This window comes from Xanthobacter pollutisoli (genome assembly GCF_040044995.1).
GTDB lineage: Bacteria > Pseudomonadota > Alphaproteobacteria > Rhizobiales > Xanthobacteraceae > Xanthobacter.
The window spans coordinates 1-16,203 of the sequence record NZ_JBDZDP010000037.1; the positions used below are offsets into that span (position 1 = coordinate 1).

14 protein-coding genes and 2 pseudogenes are annotated in these 16,203 nt (G+C 63.1%); 5 read left to right on the plus strand and 11 right to left on the minus strand.

The window, feature by feature from the left end; genetic code table 11:
- Positions 1 to 115: 115 nt before the first annotated feature.
- The 3 genes and pseudogenes from ABLE93_RS25685 to ABLE93_RS25695 form a co-directional block, all read right to left on the minus strand.
- Positions 116 to 904 carry an HAD-IC family P-type ATPase gene (locus ABLE93_RS25685; protein WP_348842521.1) on the minus strand — a complete coding sequence of 263 codons (789 nt, stop codon included), beginning with the start codon at positions 902 to 904 and terminating at the stop codon, positions 116 to 118.
- Between the two features lie 114 nt (positions 905 to 1,018).
- Positions 1,019 to 2,389, minus strand: a pseudogene (locus ABLE93_RS25690) (TerC family protein); the annotation flags it as partial.
- 410 nt (positions 2,390 to 2,799) lie between these two features.
- A pseudogene (locus ABLE93_RS25695) lies at positions 2,800 to 3,562 on the minus strand (IS5 family transposase).
- 230 nt (positions 3,563 to 3,792) lie between these two features.
- Here ABLE93_RS25695 and ABLE93_RS27130 point away from each other — a divergent pair.
- The 5 genes from ABLE93_RS27130 (at position 3,793) to ABLE93_RS25715 (ending at position 7,823) form a co-directional block, all read left to right on the plus strand.
- A complete protein-coding gene (locus tag ABLE93_RS27130; RefSeq protein ID WP_510183090.1) occupies positions 3,793 to 3,942 on the plus strand; it encodes a DUF465 domain-containing protein in 150 nt (49 codons plus the stop codon).
- Positions 3,943 to 4,008: 66 nt separating this feature from the next.
- The gene (locus tag ABLE93_RS25700) at positions 4,009 to 4,725 is read left to right on the plus strand and encodes a Bax inhibitor-1/YccA family protein (RefSeq protein ID WP_348842523.1); all 717 of its coding nucleotides are present in this window, start codon (positions 4,009 to 4,011) and stop codon (positions 4,723 to 4,725) included.
- Between the two features lie 261 nt (positions 4,726 to 4,986).
- Positions 4,987 to 5,454, plus strand: coding sequence for a tellurite resistance TerB family protein (locus ABLE93_RS25705; RefSeq protein WP_348842524.1), 468 nt, complete (start codon positions 4,987 to 4,989; stop codon positions 5,452 to 5,454).
- Between the two features lie 271 nt (positions 5,455 to 5,725).
- Entirely contained in the window at positions 5,726 to 6,166 is a 441-nt protein-coding gene (locus ABLE93_RS25710; protein ID WP_348842525.1) for a CBS domain-containing protein, read from the plus strand.
- Between the two features lie 763 nt (positions 6,167 to 6,929).
- Positions 6,930 to 7,823, plus strand: coding sequence for a LysR family transcriptional regulator (locus ABLE93_RS25715; RefSeq protein WP_348842526.1), 894 nt, complete (start codon positions 6,930 to 6,932; stop codon positions 7,821 to 7,823).
- A 15-nt stretch (positions 7,824 to 7,838) separates the two neighbouring features.
- On the opposite strand, the gene ABLE93_RS25720 is transcribed toward ABLE93_RS25715, so the two are convergent.
- The 8 genes from ABLE93_RS25720 to ABLE93_RS25755 form a co-directional block, all read right to left on the minus strand.
- A complete protein-coding gene (locus ABLE93_RS25720) occupies positions 7,839 to 8,891 on the minus strand; it encodes a phenylacetaldoxime dehydratase family protein (protein WP_348842527.1) in 1,053 nt (350 codons plus the stop codon).
- A 31-nt stretch (positions 8,892 to 8,922) separates the two neighbouring features.
- Positions 8,923 to 9,654 carry an ABC transporter ATP-binding protein gene (locus ABLE93_RS25725; protein ID WP_348842528.1) on the minus strand — a complete coding sequence of 244 codons (732 nt, stop codon included), beginning with the start codon at positions 9,652 to 9,654 and terminating at the stop codon, positions 8,923 to 8,925.
- A complete protein-coding gene (locus ABLE93_RS25730; protein ID WP_348842529.1) occupies positions 9,651 to 10,427 on the minus strand; it encodes an ABC transporter ATP-binding protein in 777 nt (258 codons plus the stop codon). The genes ABLE93_RS25725 and ABLE93_RS25730 overlap by 4 nt, the downstream gene beginning before the upstream one ends.
- Entirely contained in the window at positions 10,424 to 11,623 is a 1,200-nt protein-coding gene (locus ABLE93_RS25735; protein WP_348842530.1) for a branched-chain amino acid ABC transporter permease, read from the minus strand. Before ABLE93_RS25735 ends, ABLE93_RS25730 begins: the two co-directional genes overlap by 4 nt.
- The gene (locus ABLE93_RS25740; protein WP_348842531.1) at positions 11,623 to 12,543 is read right to left on the minus strand and encodes a branched-chain amino acid ABC transporter permease; all 921 of its coding nucleotides are present in this window, start codon (positions 12,541 to 12,543) and stop codon (positions 11,623 to 11,625) included. The genes ABLE93_RS25735 and ABLE93_RS25740 overlap by 1 nt, the downstream gene beginning before the upstream one ends.
- A 197-nt stretch (positions 12,544 to 12,740) precedes the next feature.
- Positions 12,741 to 13,934 (minus strand): branched-chain amino acid ABC transporter substrate-binding protein, encoded by a 1,194-nt coding sequence (locus ABLE93_RS25745; protein ID WP_348842532.1) that lies wholly within the window; start codon positions 13,932 to 13,934, stop codon positions 12,741 to 12,743.
- A 74-nt stretch (positions 13,935 to 14,008) separates the two neighbouring features.
- Positions 14,009 to 15,067: a carbon-nitrogen hydrolase family protein gene (locus tag ABLE93_RS25750; RefSeq protein WP_348842533.1), complete on the minus strand. Its 1,059-nt coding sequence runs from the start codon at positions 15,065 to 15,067 to the stop codon at positions 14,009 to 14,011.
- 453 nt (positions 15,068 to 15,520) lie between these two features.
- Positions 15,521 to 16,063: an SDR family NAD(P)-dependent oxidoreductase gene (locus ABLE93_RS25755; protein WP_348842534.1), complete on the minus strand. Its 543-nt coding sequence runs from the start codon at positions 16,061 to 16,063 to the stop codon at positions 15,521 to 15,523.
- Between the last annotated feature and the right edge of the window lie 140 nt (positions 16,064 to 16,203).

Here is a 16,203-nt window from a genome sequence, read left to right on the forward strand (position 1 = left end):
GACAGCTACCTGCGGTGGTATCACCTCGCCGTCCTCCCGCGCGCTCCTTCACCCCGCGCGGTCCTCGCCGCAGCCGGGGGAATGCTGAGTGTTAGACCTGCGTGCATAGCTAATGCTAATTGAGCCTTCCGAAATGATTGATCTGCCTGAGCAGCGGCGTCGTCAGCGTCTGAACCTGTCCGATGAGCGTCGAGATACGGCCGATCTCGGTATCAGCTCCGGTCGCCACCGCGATGCCCGTCGCCTGGCCGGTCGCGATCAGTGTGCCCGAATAGAGCATGGAGAAGCGGTCTCCGAGGGATGCTTCGGCGGCGACCGCTTTCTCCGTTTTTTCCGCCGGAAGCGATTCGCCGGTCAGTATGGCTTCGTCCGCAAGTAGATTGCGTGCGCGCGCCAGCCTTAGATCCGCGGGCGTCTTGTCGCCCGCTTCGACAACGACGATGTCGCCGGTCACGATCTCGCGCGCATCGATGCTATGACGCTTGCCCTCGCGTAGAACCGTCGCATGGGGCGCGATCATGTCGCGGATCGCGTCGAGCGCTTTTTCCGCCTTGCCTTCCTGCACAAAGCCGACCACCGCGTTGATCAGAACCACCGCCACGATCACCGCCGCATCGACGGCATGGCCGAGGAAGCCCGCAGCCGCCGCGGCCGCCAGCAGGAAGTAGATCAGCACGTTGTTGAACTGGGCGAGAAAGCGCAGAACCGGGTGTGCCCGTGGTGGCGCGGGTAATGCGTTCGGACCGTTCAACCTCAGGCGGCGTGCGGCCTCCGCAGGATCGAGCCCATCTTCGCTTGTGTCCAGTTCTGTGAAAACTTCTTCGAGCTCAAGTGCGTGCCAATGGCGGAAGCCATCGGTACACACTTCACTCGCTGTCATCCGGACGCCAAGCCGTTCGTTCATGGGCATTCCTTCTCCCTCTTAATCCACCTTGCTTCACCCGGGAGGAAGGCGATATCTCAACCCGCCAGCGGCTGACCACAAGGGCTGCGCCAAACAAGGCTGGACATCATGACGCAGACTGGAAGCCCTGCGGATGTCAATCCAGCCGTCGACCAGCCATGACCCGTCTTCCGCCTTTTCCGCGACAGGCTGCTCCTCGCCCTCGTCGGGGAATTCGCCCGCGATCGCTTCGAGAATGTCAGTGGGCGTGGCCATGCCTTCGAGCATACCGTATTCATCGACCATGATCGCCAGTTGGAGCGGAGATTTGCGAAGCTGTTCCATGAGGCGCAAAACGTTGACACTTCCGTGGACGACGAGCGGCTGACGGAGTGACCGCTCCAGGTTAATGGCGCCCCCTTCCAGAAGGTCGCGGAGCAGGTCCTTGGCAAACGCCACGCCGATGAAATCGTCTAGACTACCGCGAGCAAGCAGGAAGCGCGAATGGCCCAGGTCGAGGATTTTCGCCCGCAGCGCCTCCTGGCTGTCGTCAACGTCGAGCCAGTCGATATCGGTTCGCGGTGTCATGATCGAGACGACGGGGCGCTCGGCGAGCGTGAGAACGCCACGAATCATCTCTTTCTCTTCGCGGGCGAAGATATCGTTTTTCGCCGTCAGATCGGAGATCAGATCCGCCGTCTCGCCCAGCCCGGCGTCACCGCGCTTGCCGCCAAGAAGCCGGAGCACCGCGTCGGCGGCACGGTCCCGGAGAACGCCGGTCGTCACGAGCTTCTCGCGGTTGCGCCGGCCGATCTGGTTGAACGCCTCGATCAGCACTGAGAAGCCGATTGCGGCGTAGAGATAGGCCTTCGGTATGTAGAAGCCAAATCCTTCAACGATCAACGAAAAGCCGATCATCATCAGGAAGCCAAGACAGAGGATGACAACGGTCGGATGCTTCGACACGAAGGCCATCAGCGGCTTCGACGACAGCATCATCACGCCAACTGCGATGATGACGGCAATCACCATCACGGACAACTCGTCGACCATGCCGACGGCGGTGATGACGCTGTCGAGGGAAAAGACCGCGTCGAGCACGACGATCTGGACGATCACCTGCCAGAACACGGCGTGGGCGATCTTGCCTTCCTTGTGCGCCATCTGGCCTTCGAGCCGCTCGTGCAGTTCCATCGTGCCCTTGAAGAGCAGGAACAAGCCGCCGAAGATAAGGATCAGGTCGCGACCGGAAAAATCGTGGCCGAGTACGGTGAAGAGCGGTTGTGTCAGCGTCACGATCCAGACGATCGAGGCCAGCAGAGCTAGGCGCATGATCAGCGCCAGCGACAGGCCGATCATCCGCGCCCTCTCGCGCTGGTGCGGCGGCAGCTTGTCGGCAAGGATCGCGATAAAGACCAGATTGTCGATGCCGAGCACAATCTCGAGTACAATCAGTGTCCCAAGCCCGGCCCAGGCGGCCGGATCGGACATCCATTCGAAAAACATCCTTCAACACCTTCGGCGAAGCCATGGTGCGGCCGCCGTCCGTTCTCAAGCAGTTTGATCCGCCCCGGGTTTCGCGGAGGCTGGTTGGTTTGAGTCATGCCGCTATATCGAGTGCCTGCTGTGCGGCATAGTAGATAGCCTCGGCCTCGGCGGGCGGAATGTTGCCGAGCTGAACCCGGTGCGCGCCCGCGTCCAGCCTTAGAGGACGGCGAGTTCCTTCGGGATGGCCCCGTCGCAAACTTAGATATCGACCCGATAAACCAGCAGTCTGAGTGGGTGTGCGCCGGTATCCGACATGTCACCCCTTTGCGGCCTATGCCCCTTTGCCGGCAGCCGGCTTTGTCCATCCCTTGAATTTTTCGCGCCTGCGCTTACTTATAGTAGTGCGGGCCGGGCCCCTCTGGCGAGTCTTAGGTCGTGTGGACAAACCTGATCCAACATCTGATTGTCGCCAACTGCACGAAGCCGAGAAAGCTCGACTGCAGCTTGTCGTAGCGGGTGGCCACGCGGCGTGAATGCTTGATCTTGTTGAAGAAGCGCTCGATGCGGTTGCGCATCGCGTAGGTTGCCTTGTCGATGGCACGCTGCACTTTCCGGTTCGACTTCGTGGGGATCACGGGATCGATGCCGCGCTTTTCGAGGTCGCTTCGGATGGCGTCGCTGTCGTAACCCTTGTCGCCCAGCATGGCCTCGGGCAGCGGCGCATCCTCGGCCATCAGGTCGTCATAGGCCGTCATGTCCGAGGCCTGGCCGGGCGTCACATGGAAACCGACCGCCAGTCCTTCCGCATTCGCTCGGGTATGAACCTTGGTCGTGAGCCCACCGCGCGAACGGCCAATACCGTTTCTCTGAATCCCCCCTTCCTCCGGCTCCGTGCTGATGCACCCGCACGATGGTTGAATCGATCATTTGTGTCGTGTTGTCAGATGCTTCACTCTCCGAGAGAGCAGCCAGCATCACATCCCAGACGCCAGCCGCGGTCCAGCGTCGATATTGTCGATGGACCGAGTTCCAGTTGCCCAACTCGGGCGGCAGATCGCGCCAGGGCAATCCTGTCCGCGTCACATACAGAACGCCATCCAGCACGCGCCGATGGTCCGCAGGCCGACGCCCGCCCTGCGACCGGCTCTCGATAAGGAACGGCGCAAAGAACGCCCATTCCACGTCGCTCATCAATCCGCGAACCACCGCTGCCCTCCTCAAAGAGCAGCCTTGAATCACGCATCAAATGATTTGGGAATCCCGTTTGTCCACACGACCTAAGTGAAACTCGCGATGTCGGACCGCATCGGGTAACTCCGGTGCTTTGGGTCCGACGCAAGCGATCCCCCCAAAGTGCCAAGCCACTCGATTGGACAGCCTCTTGTTCCAGGAGTGGGAAAATGAAAAATCGTACTTTTGATATGCTCTCTGTGCACCAGAGTCTGGACGAGCGTATTCGTTCTGAAATGAAACAACGCCGGCCGGATTGGCTTAAGTTTCAAAAGCTCAAGAAATTGAGGCTCGCAATCAAGGATCGACTATACCGGCGCGCCGGTCCGCGAACAAGTTGAAGCGCCCGCTGCGGGCGAACGCTTCGATGCTCTTCCCCCGGCTGTTTTCATTGAGGAGATTTTCCAATGTCTGGACGAGAGTATGTTGATCGCGCCGCCGTTGCCCCGCGCGGCGCGGTCTTCGACGAAGGCCTGCGGCAGCACATGCTGCGGGTCTACAACTATATGGCCTTGGGTGTGTTGCTGACGGGGATCATTGCGCTGCTCGTCGCGTCAACCCCCCCACTCTACCAGCCAATCTTTGGCACGCCGCTCAAATGGGTAGTGATGCTGGCGCCGCTCGCATTCGTCTTCTTCCTCTCCTTCCGAATCGAGCGGATGTCGGCGTTAACCGCGCAGACGACTTTCTGGGCGTTCGCGGCGGTGATGGGCCTTTCGCTCGCCTCGGTGTTCCTGGTCTTCACCGGCATGAGCATCGCACGCACTTTCTTCATCGCCGCGGCCATGTTCGCCTCGATGAGCCTGTGGGGCTACACCACGAAGCGCGACCTGTCGAAGTTCGGCAGCTTCCTGTTCATGGGTGTGATCGGTGTACTGATCGCCAGTGTCGTCAATCTCTTCCTGGGCTCGACACTGCTGCAGATGGTCGTCTCGGTCGTCGGCGTCCTCGTCTTCACAGGCCTCACCGCCTATGACACCCAGAACATCAAGGCGCGATATGCCGAGCTTCACGGCCATGAGGCGAATAGCAAGCTCGCCGTGATCGGCGCGCTCTCCCTCTACCTCAACTTCGTCAACATCTTCCAGCTGCTGCTGACCTTTACTGGCCAGCGCAAGGAGTAACCGCCATGAACACCGGACACCGCAGAGCGATCGAGGAACGGCTCGGCAAGCTCGGCGCTGTCGGACAGAGCGCGCCTGATCTCAAGATGCAGAATCACTTGCAGTTGCTGACTGGCGTCCACCGACGCGGAGAGGCTTGGGCGGTCCGGAGCGAAGACGCTGTCGCTGCGATGTTTCGATCCGCACGACCGTGCTGAGCGACCGCCAACTCACTCAATAAATATCGCTGAATTTCCGACCTGATCTAGACAAGGAAACACCATGCCCGACCGCAGGCCGCTAAAGCGATTTTCTAAAGCATCTTGGCAAGCCCTCATCGCCGAATCCCCGGCGCCCCATAATCAGCGCATAATGGAAGGCGTCGTGGCTGGTTGCGCGATCGTAGCCTACGCGGACGGCTGGGTCACCGACAATGAACGACAGCGCATGGCCGGCTTGATCCGCGGCTTTGAGCCGATGACCGACTTCGGCTTGGATGATGTGCTCGGCTATTTCGAAGAGATCACCGCTCGTTTCGCCGATGTCCACGAAGTGGGTGAGCGCGAGGCTCTGACCGTACTCGCCCGCCTCAAGTGTGAGAAGCGGTATTCCCCCCTGCTCGTGGAGACCTGCTGCGCCATCGCCGCCGCGGATGGGAACTTCGACGCCGAAGAGCGCGAGGCTGTCATTCGGATCTGCGAGGCCCTCGGGCTTAACCCGGCCGACTTCGACCTCACCGATGCGCCCTGAGTGAACGCCGTCGCATTTGAATAGGTCTGGGCCAAAAGTGGTGGCGCTGTCAAACGGCGCGCGGCAGCCACGCGAAAGGTGATCGGCGATGAAGTCCCTGCATGCAAAGAGCCACATTTGGCGATGATCGAATAGCAAGGGCGTGAATTCGATAATCGATGGTTTCGCACAGTGTGGTTTAGTCGGAGCGCATCGATAACCACAGCAACATGCGATTTATTCACGCAGATGCACTTCGGACTCTGAAGGGCTGGAGGCAAAGGAGCTTAACATGACCGTGCAGCGTATTCTCGACATGAGCGAAAGGGCACAGCGCATTGCGCACATAGCACCTGATGCAACCGTCGCCCAGGTTCTTGACTCCCCAGAATTTGACGACACGGGTGCCCTGGTAGTGAGCGGCGACGGAAGAACGGTAGATGGCATTGTTTCGGAGCGCGACATCGCGCGTGGTTTAAGGAGAATGGGCACTGATCTGTTGGGCAAGCCTGTGAAGGAAGTTATGACTGCAAAGGTGTTTACTTGCGCACCAGAAGATCGGGCGGCGGGCATTATTGCCCTCATGGTTTCCAAGCATGTGCGACATGTGCCTGTGATGAAGGACGGCAAGCTAGTCGGCATGGTGAGCGTCCACGACGTGCTCAATCTGCGTCTGGAAGAGGTTCAGTCAGAGGCTCGGGCCATGCAAGAATATATTCATGGCAATACGTGAGGGAGTTCCGGCAATTAGACAGTGGGTTAGTGTGGGTTCGACTAGGGTCGAGACTTCCGCGCCCTGATCCGAGCAGATGCATTCCGGCGTCGCACGGTAGAAGGGAGCGCGGTGAAGGGCCCGATCGAGGGTGTTGGGGCGAGCACCGCCTACATCGAGAAGGCGAGCCTGTGGGAGAATTCAAGCCACGCTTACCAATCAGTCGTAGTAGCTTTGGCGCGCCTCGGATGCTTCCGGCGGCACTCGCAGGCCGACGGCTGGAATATCATAGCGCTGCAGCGGAAACGTAGTTATCAGTTTCATCAACGCTGGGGCGCCATATTGTTAATCTAAATCAGCATCTTACCCGACATTTCGCCGGCTTGTCGCCTGCTGCCCACTATGGGTCACCAGCGGGTCACCACGCGGCGCAATTTCGCGAGGCTCGTTGAGGAGCCGGAACGGCGGCTGCTCATTGGTGGGCGCGATGACGGGCCCCATGTCCCCGAATCGCCAGAAGCGACGGCAAGCCATCCGTGTGCGCTTGGGGCTTCATTGCGGATGCTGCATCGAAGGCTCCGCCGCCCCCTAGCGCCCCATGGGCCGGCTGGCGTATCGGAAGCCGCCTGCGCCCAGAAGGCCCCCCGAGCACGCGCCACGCCGGGGCCACATCCCGCACGCTGCCGGCGCCAAGCGAGCGCCGGTTGCTGGCCCAAAATGTCTGTGCGCACGCGAAACCCATTGCTATCACTGCACAATGGCGATTTCGGGTGGAGCGCTGGGAATGTTCAACTGGAACGACCTGATCTATTTCCTTGAGCTCGCGCGGCAGGGACGCCTTATGCCAGTGGCGCGCCGCCTGAAGGTCGACCACACCACGGTCTCCCGCCGCATCAGCGAGCTGGAGAAAGATCTCTCCCTGAAACTGTTCGACCGCAAGACGGACGGCTTCGTCCTGACCGAGGCCGGCCATCGCCTCTTCTCCATGGCGGAACGGATCGAGCAGGAGGCGGCGGGCATCGAAGAGACGATCCAGATGACCCCGATCGGTGCAAAGGGCCACGTGCGCGTGGCCTCGATGGAGGGCATCGGCGCCTTCTATCTCGCCGAGCGGTTCGCTGAACTCGCCGAGAAGGAGCCGGGTCTGATGGTGGAGCTGGTGACGGAGCGCTACCTGATCAATCTCACCAAGCGCGAAGCCGACATTTCCATTTCCTTCGTGCCGCCTCAGGGATCGCGCCTGTCGGTGCGGCGCATCGGCAGCTTCCGGCTGGCGCTCTATGCCTCGGCGGACTATGTGCGCAGGTTCGGAATGCCGCTCAGCCGTGCCGAACTGCCGGCGCACAGCTTCGTGGACTATGTGGAGGATCTCATCGCCATCCAGTCCGCCCACTGGCTGCTCGACGTTCTGGAGCCGCAAAAGGTGGTCTTCCGATCCACCTCCATGCATGCGCAACAGAATGCGGTCGCAGGTGGCGCCGGAATCGGACTGCTCCCGCTCTTTTCGGCCAAGACCAATCCAAGCCTGATCCCCGTCCTCGCCGACGAGGTTGTCGTGATGCGGGACATCTATGTCAGCGTCCATGAAGACATGGAGTTCATGGGGCGCTTCAAGGCCGTCCTGCGGCACCTCACCGAGGTGGTACAGCGCGACGCGGCGTTTCTCACGGAGTTCTAAAGGCCCTCCATTCGCCTATTGCACCTGCTGCCCCGGCAGGACGCCCAGAAGTCCCGTTCCGGGCGCGCAGTTCAGGTATTCGAACTGGTGCTTGTCGCCCTCCGGCAGCACGAATACCTCGTGCCATGTGCGCAGCTGGTTCGCCTTGCCGTATTTGCGGTACCGAGCGATGGCAGCGGAGAAGATGGCCTCGTGGGTAGGGTGGTGCTCCGCCCAGTTTTCCAGATGACTGAGGGAGAGGAAATAGCCGAGCGCATGGGTCTCCAGCACCGGCGTGCCGGCCGCGTCGCAGGTCTGCTGGAAGCGCAGCGAGGCGCAGCCGGCCGCCTCGCCGTTCTCCTTGAGGAAGTCCATGCCCTTGAGCAGCGGCTCGCGCAGCTCGCGCATATAATTCTCCGCCTGTTCGGGATCGCAGCGACCCCAGAAGGCGGCGGAGCGGATGACCGCGAAATTGTGCGGAATGGCGAGCCGCCAACGTGCCCCTTTCGTCTCGCGCTCCACCGCTACGAGGGCGGGAGCGGAGCTCTCCAGCGTATCGGCGGCGGCGAGCGGGATGCGGTCGCGCATGGCGCCATAATAGCCGCACCACGGGGTTGGATAGAGCGCCACATCGGGCGCGGCGGAAAGGCCGCCGGCATAGTCCTGCCAGTAGATGCTTTCCTGGCGCTCCACCGGCACGGTCATGCTCTCGCGGAAATAGCCGGCGGGCTCGGTGAGGCGGGCGGCGTCCTCCCACCAGCCGGCGACGACGGGGTCGGTGAGGAAGCGGTCGCGCTTGTCCTCGTCCAGCCAATAGGCGGCGACGATGTGCGTGTAGAGACCGTTCTGGTCTACGAAGGCGGCATGGTCGCTCACGCTCGGGCCGTCGGGCAGGGCCAGCGTCTTTTCGATCCAGGCGAAGAAGGGGGAGGCATGGACCTCCTCCGCGCTCCTGCCCTGCACGCCGTGGAAGGCGACGCAGAGCGAGCGGCAGTTGTTGGCGAAGGCGGTAGACCAGCGCTGCACCACCGGCTCGAAGCCCTTCGGCTTGCGCAGGGGATGGACGCGGTCAAAGACGGGCATGGCCATGGGGTGTCGTCCCGATCGTGTTGTTGATTGTTCAGTGAACGCCAAAATAGGCCTTGTGCAGCTCGCCGTCGGCGGCGAGCGCCGCGCTGGTGCCGGACGTGACGACGCGCCCCTGTGCGAGCACATAGCCGTCATCCGCAACATCCAGCGTCTGGCGCACGTTCTGCTCCACAAGGAGGATGGTATAGCCCTCCTCCTTCAGCTGCCGCACGATGCGGAAGACTTCCGATACGAACAGGGGCGAAAGTCCCAGCGACGGCTCGTCGAACACGATCAGCTCCGGGTCGGTCATCAGCCCCCGGGCGATGGAGAGCATGGAGCGCTCGCCCCCGGAGAGGGTCCCGGCGAGCTGATTGCGCCGTTCCTTCAGCCGCGGGAAGGTCTCGAACATGCGATCCATGCGCGCTGCGAGGCGGTGGCGGTCTTTCTCCAGCAGCCCGCCGACCTTGAGGTTTTCGAGCACGCTCATGCGCGGCAGCACGCGATTGCCCTCCGGGACTGTGGCGATGCCGAGCGCCGCGATGCGGTGGGTCGCGAGGTTGGTGATGATGTCGCCGCCGAACGCCACCGATCCCCGCCGCACCGGCGTCAGCCCCAGGATGGAGCGGATAAGGGTGGACTTGCCCGCCCCGTTGGCGCCGAGGATGCAGGTGATACGGCCGGGCTTCGCCTCGATGGAGACATCATGGAGGACATCAGCCCGATCATATCCGGTGGTGACGTCGGAGACGGAGAGGCGGCGGGAGGCTTCTGGCCGGCTCATTGGGCGCCTCCGAGATAAGCAGTTTGAACCTCGCGGTCGGCAATGAGGGCGTCGAATGGCCCCTCGAAGATCTTCCTGCCGAAGTTGAGCACGATGCAGCGGTCCGAGATGCGGCGGATGACGTCCATCTCGTGCTCCACGAGGACGATGGCGAGATCCGGCATCTCCTCCCGGAAGGCAAGCAGATCGTCCATCAGTGCCCGCGTCTCCTCATGGGTCATGCCGGCGGAGGGCTCGTCCAGCAACAGGAGGCGCGGGCTACCGACGAGGGCGCGGCAGATCTCGATGCGCCGCCGGTCTATCATGGTGAAGCTGCCGGCCGGCTTGAACAGGTTCGCCGCGATCTGAGGGTTGAAGCGGCGGGTCAGGGTCGTCGCTCGTTCCACAAGTACTGCAAGCTGGCGGCGGAAGCGGTCGCGCAGCACCAGGGCGGAGAGGAGGCTGAGGTCCAGCCGGCCGAGCGCGCCGAGTGCGATGTTGTCGAACACCGTCTGGTCCAGCATCAGGCGCGAGCGCTGGAAGGTGCGGGCCACACCGGCCCGGCCGATCTCCTGCGCCGACTGGGCGAAGAGGTCCTTATCGGCCAGCCGGACCGCTCCAGCCGACGGCTTGTAGAGGCCGGTCAGCACGTTGAAAAAGGTTGTCTTGCCTGAGCCGTTCGGCCCGACAAGGCCGATGGTCTCGCCCTTGCCGACGCTGATGTCGAGGGCGTCCAGTGCGGTGAGGCCGCCGAAGCGCATGGTGAGGCCGGAGCAGGCCAGCAGCGGGCTCATCGGGGGCCTCCCTTCAGGAGCGAGGAGAAATCGCGTGCCGCGCGCGGCATCAGGCCGGACGGACGGAAGCGCAGGATGGCAATGACGAGAAGAGCGAAGATGACAAGGCGGAATTCCTGGATCGCCTGCAGCTTTTCCGGGATGACGAGGATGACCACCGCCGCCACGACCGCGCCCCACAGATTGCCGAGCCCGCCCAGGACGAGGATGGAGAGCATGATGAGGCTGTCGCCAAAAGCGGCGCTATTGGGATTCACGAAGCCGTTCATCATCCCGTAGAGCGCGCCCGCGACACCGATCATGGCATTGCCGAGCAGGAAGGCCGTGGCCTTCCAGCGGGCGATGGAGAGGCCGAACACGCTCGCCGCCACCTCGTCCGAGCGAACCGCGTCGAGCGCCACGCCGACGAACGACGTCTCCAGCCGCCGGACCAGGAAGAAGGCGAGGGCGAACAGGGCGCAGGAAGCAAGCGCGTAGGGCAGGTAGAAGGAGACGTCGTAAGGACCGATCTCGGTCACACGGCTGAAATCCACGCCGAACAGCGAGAAGGATTTCACCTTCATCCCCTGGGGGCCTCCAAGCACATCGTTCACCTCCAGGAAGGCGCGCAGCAGCAGGCCGAAGGCGATGGTGACGAGGGCAGCATAGTGGCCGCGCGTGCGCAGCACCGGCAGCAGCAGGACGAGCCCCAGCACCGCTGCCGCGAGTCCCGCAATGACCAGCACGAAGAGGTGCGGGATACCTGTATTCCCCAGCAGCGCCGCCACATAGGCACCGACCGCGAAGAAGGCGGCGCCCGCGAAATTGGGCACTCCCGCAAACGCCATCTGCAGCGTCAGCCCGGCCGCCGCGGTGGCGAAAAGGGCGACAGTCGCCATCATCAGCAGGGTGTAGTGCTCCTCGCGCAGCACGGTCGCGATGGCGAGGATGCTGAGGGCGGCCGTGAGGTTCACCGTGCCGGGAAAGGCGCGGCAGAGGCCGGAGATCCGCCGTCCAGCGGGTACCTTCTCGGCCAGCGCGAACACCGCGACGAAGGCGGCGAGAAGCGCAATGACTTGGCCCTGCTGCTCCGCGTGGAGCAGGAAGCCGCCGCCGGCGAACAGGAGGGCCACGGTGGCGGCCACCGCGAGGCGCGAGAGGCTGCCGCTGCGCGCCGTTTGCGCTGCTACGGAGGGGGCAAGGTCCGCCATGCTCATCACACCCGCTCGCTGGATTTCTCGGCGATGAGGCCGGTCGGGAAAAGGCCGATCAGGGCGATAATGACGGCGAAGGCCACCACGTCCTTGTAGGCGCTGGTGAAGGGCAGAAGGACGGTGACCAGCGTCTGCACGCCGGCGAACAGGAAGCCGCCAAGGATCGGTCCCATGAGGCTGCCGAGGCCGCCCACCACGGCGCAGGCAAAGCCGATGATGCCGAGCATGACACCCATGTTGAAGTTGATTTCCCGATAGTAGAGCCCGAGCATCAGCCCCGCGAGGCCGGCGAGCATCGATCCCAGCGCGAAGGTGCCGAGCACGGTGCGGCTGAAGCTGACACCGGCCAGTTGCGCCACCTCCTCGTCCTGCGCCACGGCACGGATGGAGAGGCCGAGGCGGGTGCGGGTGATGACGAGATGGGTGGCCACGACCACCGCGATGCCGGCGAGAAGGATGATGACGCTGTCCACGCCCACGCTGAACGATCCGGCCTTCAGCACCCCGTCCGGCAGCAGGGCCGGAAAAGGCTTGGGGTTGCCGCCGTTGGGCACGCCGAGGCGGATCGCCTCGCGCAGCACGGTGCCGGCCATGAGGGTGGCGAGCAGCACATTGACACCGGGTGCGTTCTTCAGGGGCAGCACCAGGAGCCGGCCGATGATGACACCGGAAAGCGCGCCTGCTCCCAGTGCCGCGATCAGCCCGACCGCCAGCGCCAGCGGACCGGAGAGGGTGACGAGGGCGGCCATGAGGCCCGCCGCCCCGAAGGCCGAGAAAGCGCCCACCGTCACCACGTCGCCGTGGGAGAACTTGATCACGTCCAGCACGCCGAAGAACAGCGAGAAGCCCACCGCGACGATGGCGTAGATGGTGCCGAGCATCAGCCCGTTGAACAGGTATTGGGCGAGAAGTCCGGGATCCATGGCAGGTCTCTCAGGAGGGACACAGGCGGGCGCTCTGCAAGAATGACGCCGGGAGGCAGTTCTGGAGCCGCCAGGCTCCGCCTCATCCGGCCGCCTGGACGCATGCGGCTTTCGGATGACAGTCCGGGATCATCGCGCTCCGATGGATCCCCCGGACACGCCGGGGGATAACGATTGGGTGCGCCGAACAGGCGCGCTCAGTTGCTGGCCGCCTTGCCGGGGAGCTTCTTGCTGCCCGCCGCATAGGCACTGTCCGGCCAGTAGACCCACTTGCCGTCCTGCGAGACATAGACGTTGGCGGAGACGATGTTCTGGCGGTGATCGTCGAAATTGATCTCGCCCACCAGCGCCTTGTAACCCTTGGTCGTATTGAGTACGTCGCGCACCTTCTTGCGGTCGGGGCCGACCTTCTCGATGGCGTCCATGATGAGGTTGGCGGCGGAAAAGGCGAACGGGCCGTAGGCGTCGGGGTCCTCGCGGTAGCCGGCCTTTGCATAGGCGTCCATGAAGGCCTTGCCGTCGGCATACTTGGTCAGCGGCGCGCCGTTGTGGAACGAGACGGTGCCTTCGGCGGCAGGGCCGGCGCCCTCGATGAAGCCGGCGCTCATGATGCCGGAGACACCGGCGAGCTGGGCCTGGATACCGAGGCGGTCCATCTGCGAGCGCACGCGCACGCCGAGCGGCGTCAGGCCGCCAATGAACACCACGTCCGGCTTCAGTTCCTTCACCTTGGTGAGCTCGGCGGTGAAGTCCTGCTGGTCGGGGGGAACCGGGAAGGTGGCGAGGATCTCACCGCCCTGCGGCTTCAGGTTTTCAGCGAAATACTTGTTCTGGCCCTTGCCATAATCGGTGGTGTCATGGATGACCACGAAGGTCTTGAAGCCCTGCTTGGTCAGGAATTCCGCGGCCATCTTGCCTTCGTTGATCATCGTGCCGTTGACGCGGTGGATTTCTTTGTAGTCGTTGCCGTAGGTGATCTCCGGCAGTACCGCGCCCCACACCACCACCGGCAGGCCGAAGCGGTTGTAGGTATCCACCGTGGCGATGGCAACTGCCGAGCAGTAATGGGTGATGCCCGCGAAGATGGACTTGTCCGACGCCGCCTTGGTGGCCACCTGCACGCCTACGTTCGGCTTGCATTCGTCATCGAAGGGGACGAGCTCATAGGTATATTTGGCGTCCGGCTTCGCATTGTGCAGGTCCACGGCGAGCGCCGCGGAATTGCGGCCGCCGAGGCCAGTTGCGGAATTGCCGCCGGTGAGCGGGCCGATGAAGGCGATCTTCACCGTGTCGCGCGCCAGTGCCGGGGAGGCGGCCAGCGACAGTGTCGCGAGCACCGCACCCGCGAGGTTGAACAGTTTTCGAGCCGGGAGCTTTCGATCCGTTGCCATGTGATGATCCTCTGAAGGGTGCTTTTTTCAGGCGATGCGACGCCGGTCGTTGCCGGCACCGGTGATGGGAAAAGTCAGGCCGCCCCGTCGGCGAAGAGCATGCCTGCGGCGGGGTCGAGGACCCCGTCCTCAGCCGCGCGGGCGATGGCTGCGCCTTCCGAGAAGTAGGCCGGCTCGCGGGCCGAGCGGTCCACCTCCAGGTGGAACACGTCGAAGCGGTTGTAATAGCCCACAACGTCGTGGAACTGCTTGGGCTCCACGCAGCGGGCAGTATCGATCTCGGCGTAGAGGATGCCCTCGTGATCGCCCAGCACTTCGCCCACGACCTGCGACGTGGGATCAAGCACCATGGAGATTCCGCGGGGGGAATTGTCGATCACCTCAAGACTCGCCGGGCTCATGGAGCTCAACGCCTCGCGCATGGCGGCATCGACAAAGCCCGAGGCGACGATGTTGAAGACCTTCGCCTCGAAGGCATGGGCGCCGGCGCGGATCTCAATGGCGCGCTTCAGGTCGTAGGCGCCATCCTCTTCCGGCGGGCGGGTCGGCCAGATCGGTGGATAGGAGGAGATGTGCACCTGCTCCCCCTGCGCCATCAGGGCATAGCGCGCGAGAGGATTGGTGTTCTCTCCGCAGATCAGCATGCCGACCCGGCCGATCTCGGTGGCGGTGACCCGCAGCCCGCGGGCGTCGCCATTCGCCCACACCAGCTTCTCATAGAAGGTTGGGACCAGCTTCCGGTGGTGATTGAGGATCGCACCATCCGGCCCGATGAGGATGTTGGAATTCCAGATGCAGCCGACGCTGGCCTCGGTGCCTTCGGTGAAGCCGACGGAGACGTGGACGCCGTGCCGGCGCGCCGCCATGCGAATGGTGCGGATGGCGCCGTCCGAGAGCTTCTGTGCCTGGGCCACCAGCGCGCGGAAGAAGCCATGATTGTAGATGGGGGCCTGCAGCGCAGCCCACACCGGGAACCCCGGCAGGAAGGATTCGGGAAACACCACCAGGGACGCACCATTGGCGGCGGCCTCGGCAATGAGATCGCACGCCTTCTCGGCGGTCTTGTCAGCGTCCAGGAAGACGGACGCGGCGTGGCAAGCAGCTGCTTTGAAACGGGAATAGGTGATCGTCATCGAACCGACCGCGTGAGGGGAACACCGGATTTATCGGGGAATGATGACGCCGGTGCATTTTAGCGGAAGGCCGGAAAACCACAGGGGGCCTTGCATTTTTGCGCGTTCAAAACGTGGGCTGTCGCAATGGTGTGCAAGCATTCCCGCGAAAGCCCATTTGAAGGGCATTTGCCGCGCAAGTTGCCGCCTTATGGTGATTTACGTGCCTATTCGCGAGCCGGGCCGCCCGCCCGCCCGTTGCGCAGCCGCCCATTTTCAGGGGGAGGACGGCATGCGTCACGAGCGTCTCCAGAGAACGGTCAGAATCGATTGATGGGGACGGCTATTCCGATTATTGCCGGCAAGTCGTCCGCCCGCCCGGCCTGTAGCAAGGAGGCTGCGACCCGAGGCCGTCAGTCTTGATGTTCGGCGGCGCATAAGCGCCGCCATACACCCCAATTTGATCCCGGGGCCTTAATAGCCCGAAGCCTTGGCAAGCTGACGCAGCGCGAAATTGGGCGCGATACGGCTCAGCAGTTTGAGGGCGTTGCTCAAGCCCGGACGTATTTCACTTCTTTCCGATGCGATGCCGGCCATCGCCTTGTCTGCCAACGTACCCAGCGGCATTGGCTTGGTACCCTTCGTCTCCTGCGCGAACCCGTCGTGAAAAAGCCCCGTGTCCGTGCCTGGCGGTGCAAGGTCGATCACGCGCACGGAGGTGTTCGAGAGCTGAGCACGAAGCGCGCGGGTGTAGGCGTGCAGCCCGGCCTTCGCCGCACTGTAGATTGGCGCCGCAGGGAACGGCACGAATGCCAATCCTGAGGTCACGTTCACAATCATGGCCTCCGGTCGACCCAGGAGATGCGGGAGAAACTGCTGCACCATGCGGATGGGCCCGCTCAGGTCTATGTCGACTTCCCTTGCGATATCGTCGAGCGGTCGGTCCTCACGGAGTTTGATGTTTCGCATGATTCCCGCGTTGTTAACGAGAACGTCCAGCGCCGGAAACTCACGCATGACGCGCTCATGGTGACGTTGCCCCCAACTTCTATCCAGCGGTGAGTTCGCTCTGGCGGTGGGGTTTGGCCTGTTCGGCGGTGTGAGCGGCGGGGTCTGGCGCGGAGCTTCTGGCTAGGCGCAGCGGCAGATCCCGTCGC

Bases quoted from the DNA above. Each gene is read 5' to 3' on its own strand.
- ABLE93_RS25730 (WP_348842529.1), bottom strand. From the start codon at position 10,427: ATGAGCCCGCTGCTGGCCTGCTCCGGCCTCACCATGCGCTTCGGCGGC.
- ABLE93_RS25745 (WP_348842532.1), bottom strand. From the start codon at position 13,934: ATGGCAACGGATCGAAAGCTCCCGGCTCGAAAACTGTTCAACCTCGCG.
- ABLE93_RS25740 (WP_348842531.1), bottom strand. From the start codon at position 12,543: ATGGATCCCGGACTTCTCGCCCAATACCTGTTCAACGGGCTGATGCTC.
- ABLE93_RS25755 (WP_348842534.1), bottom strand. From the start codon at position 16,063: ATGCGTGAGTTTCCGGCGCTGGACGTTCTCGTTAACAACGCGGGAATC.
- ABLE93_RS25715 (WP_348842526.1), top strand. From the start codon at position 6,930: ATGTTCAACTGGAACGACCTGATCTATTTCCTTGAGCTCGCGCGGCAG.
- ABLE93_RS25685 (WP_348842521.1), bottom strand. From the start codon at position 904: ATGAACGAACGGCTTGGCGTCCGGATGACAGCGAGTGAAGTGTGTACC.
- ABLE93_RS25735 (WP_348842530.1), bottom strand. From the start codon at position 11,623: ATGAGCATGGCGGACCTTGCCCCCTCCGTAGCAGCGCAAACGGCGCGC.
- ABLE93_RS25750 (WP_348842533.1), bottom strand. From the start codon at position 15,067: ATGACGATCACCTATTCCCGTTTCAAAGCAGCTGCTTGCCACGCCGCG.
- ABLE93_RS27130 (WP_510183090.1), top strand. From the start codon at position 3,793: ATGCTCTCTGTGCACCAGAGTCTGGACGAGCGTATTCGTTCTGAAATG.
- ABLE93_RS25700 (WP_348842523.1), top strand. From the start codon at position 4,009: ATGTCTGGACGAGAGTATGTTGATCGCGCCGCCGTTGCCCCGCGCGGC.
- ABLE93_RS25725 (WP_348842528.1), bottom strand. From the start codon at position 9,654: ATGAGCCGGCCAGAAGCCTCCCGCCGCCTCTCCGTCTCCGACGTCACC.
- ABLE93_RS25710 (WP_348842525.1), top strand. From the start codon at position 5,726: ATGACCGTGCAGCGTATTCTCGACATGAGCGAAAGGGCACAGCGCATT.
- ABLE93_RS25705 (WP_348842524.1), top strand. From the start codon at position 4,987: ATGCCCGACCGCAGGCCGCTAAAGCGATTTTCTAAAGCATCTTGGCAA.
- ABLE93_RS25720 (WP_348842527.1), bottom strand. From the start codon at position 8,891: ATGGCCATGCCCGTCTTTGACCGCGTCCATCCCCTGCGCAAGCCGAAG.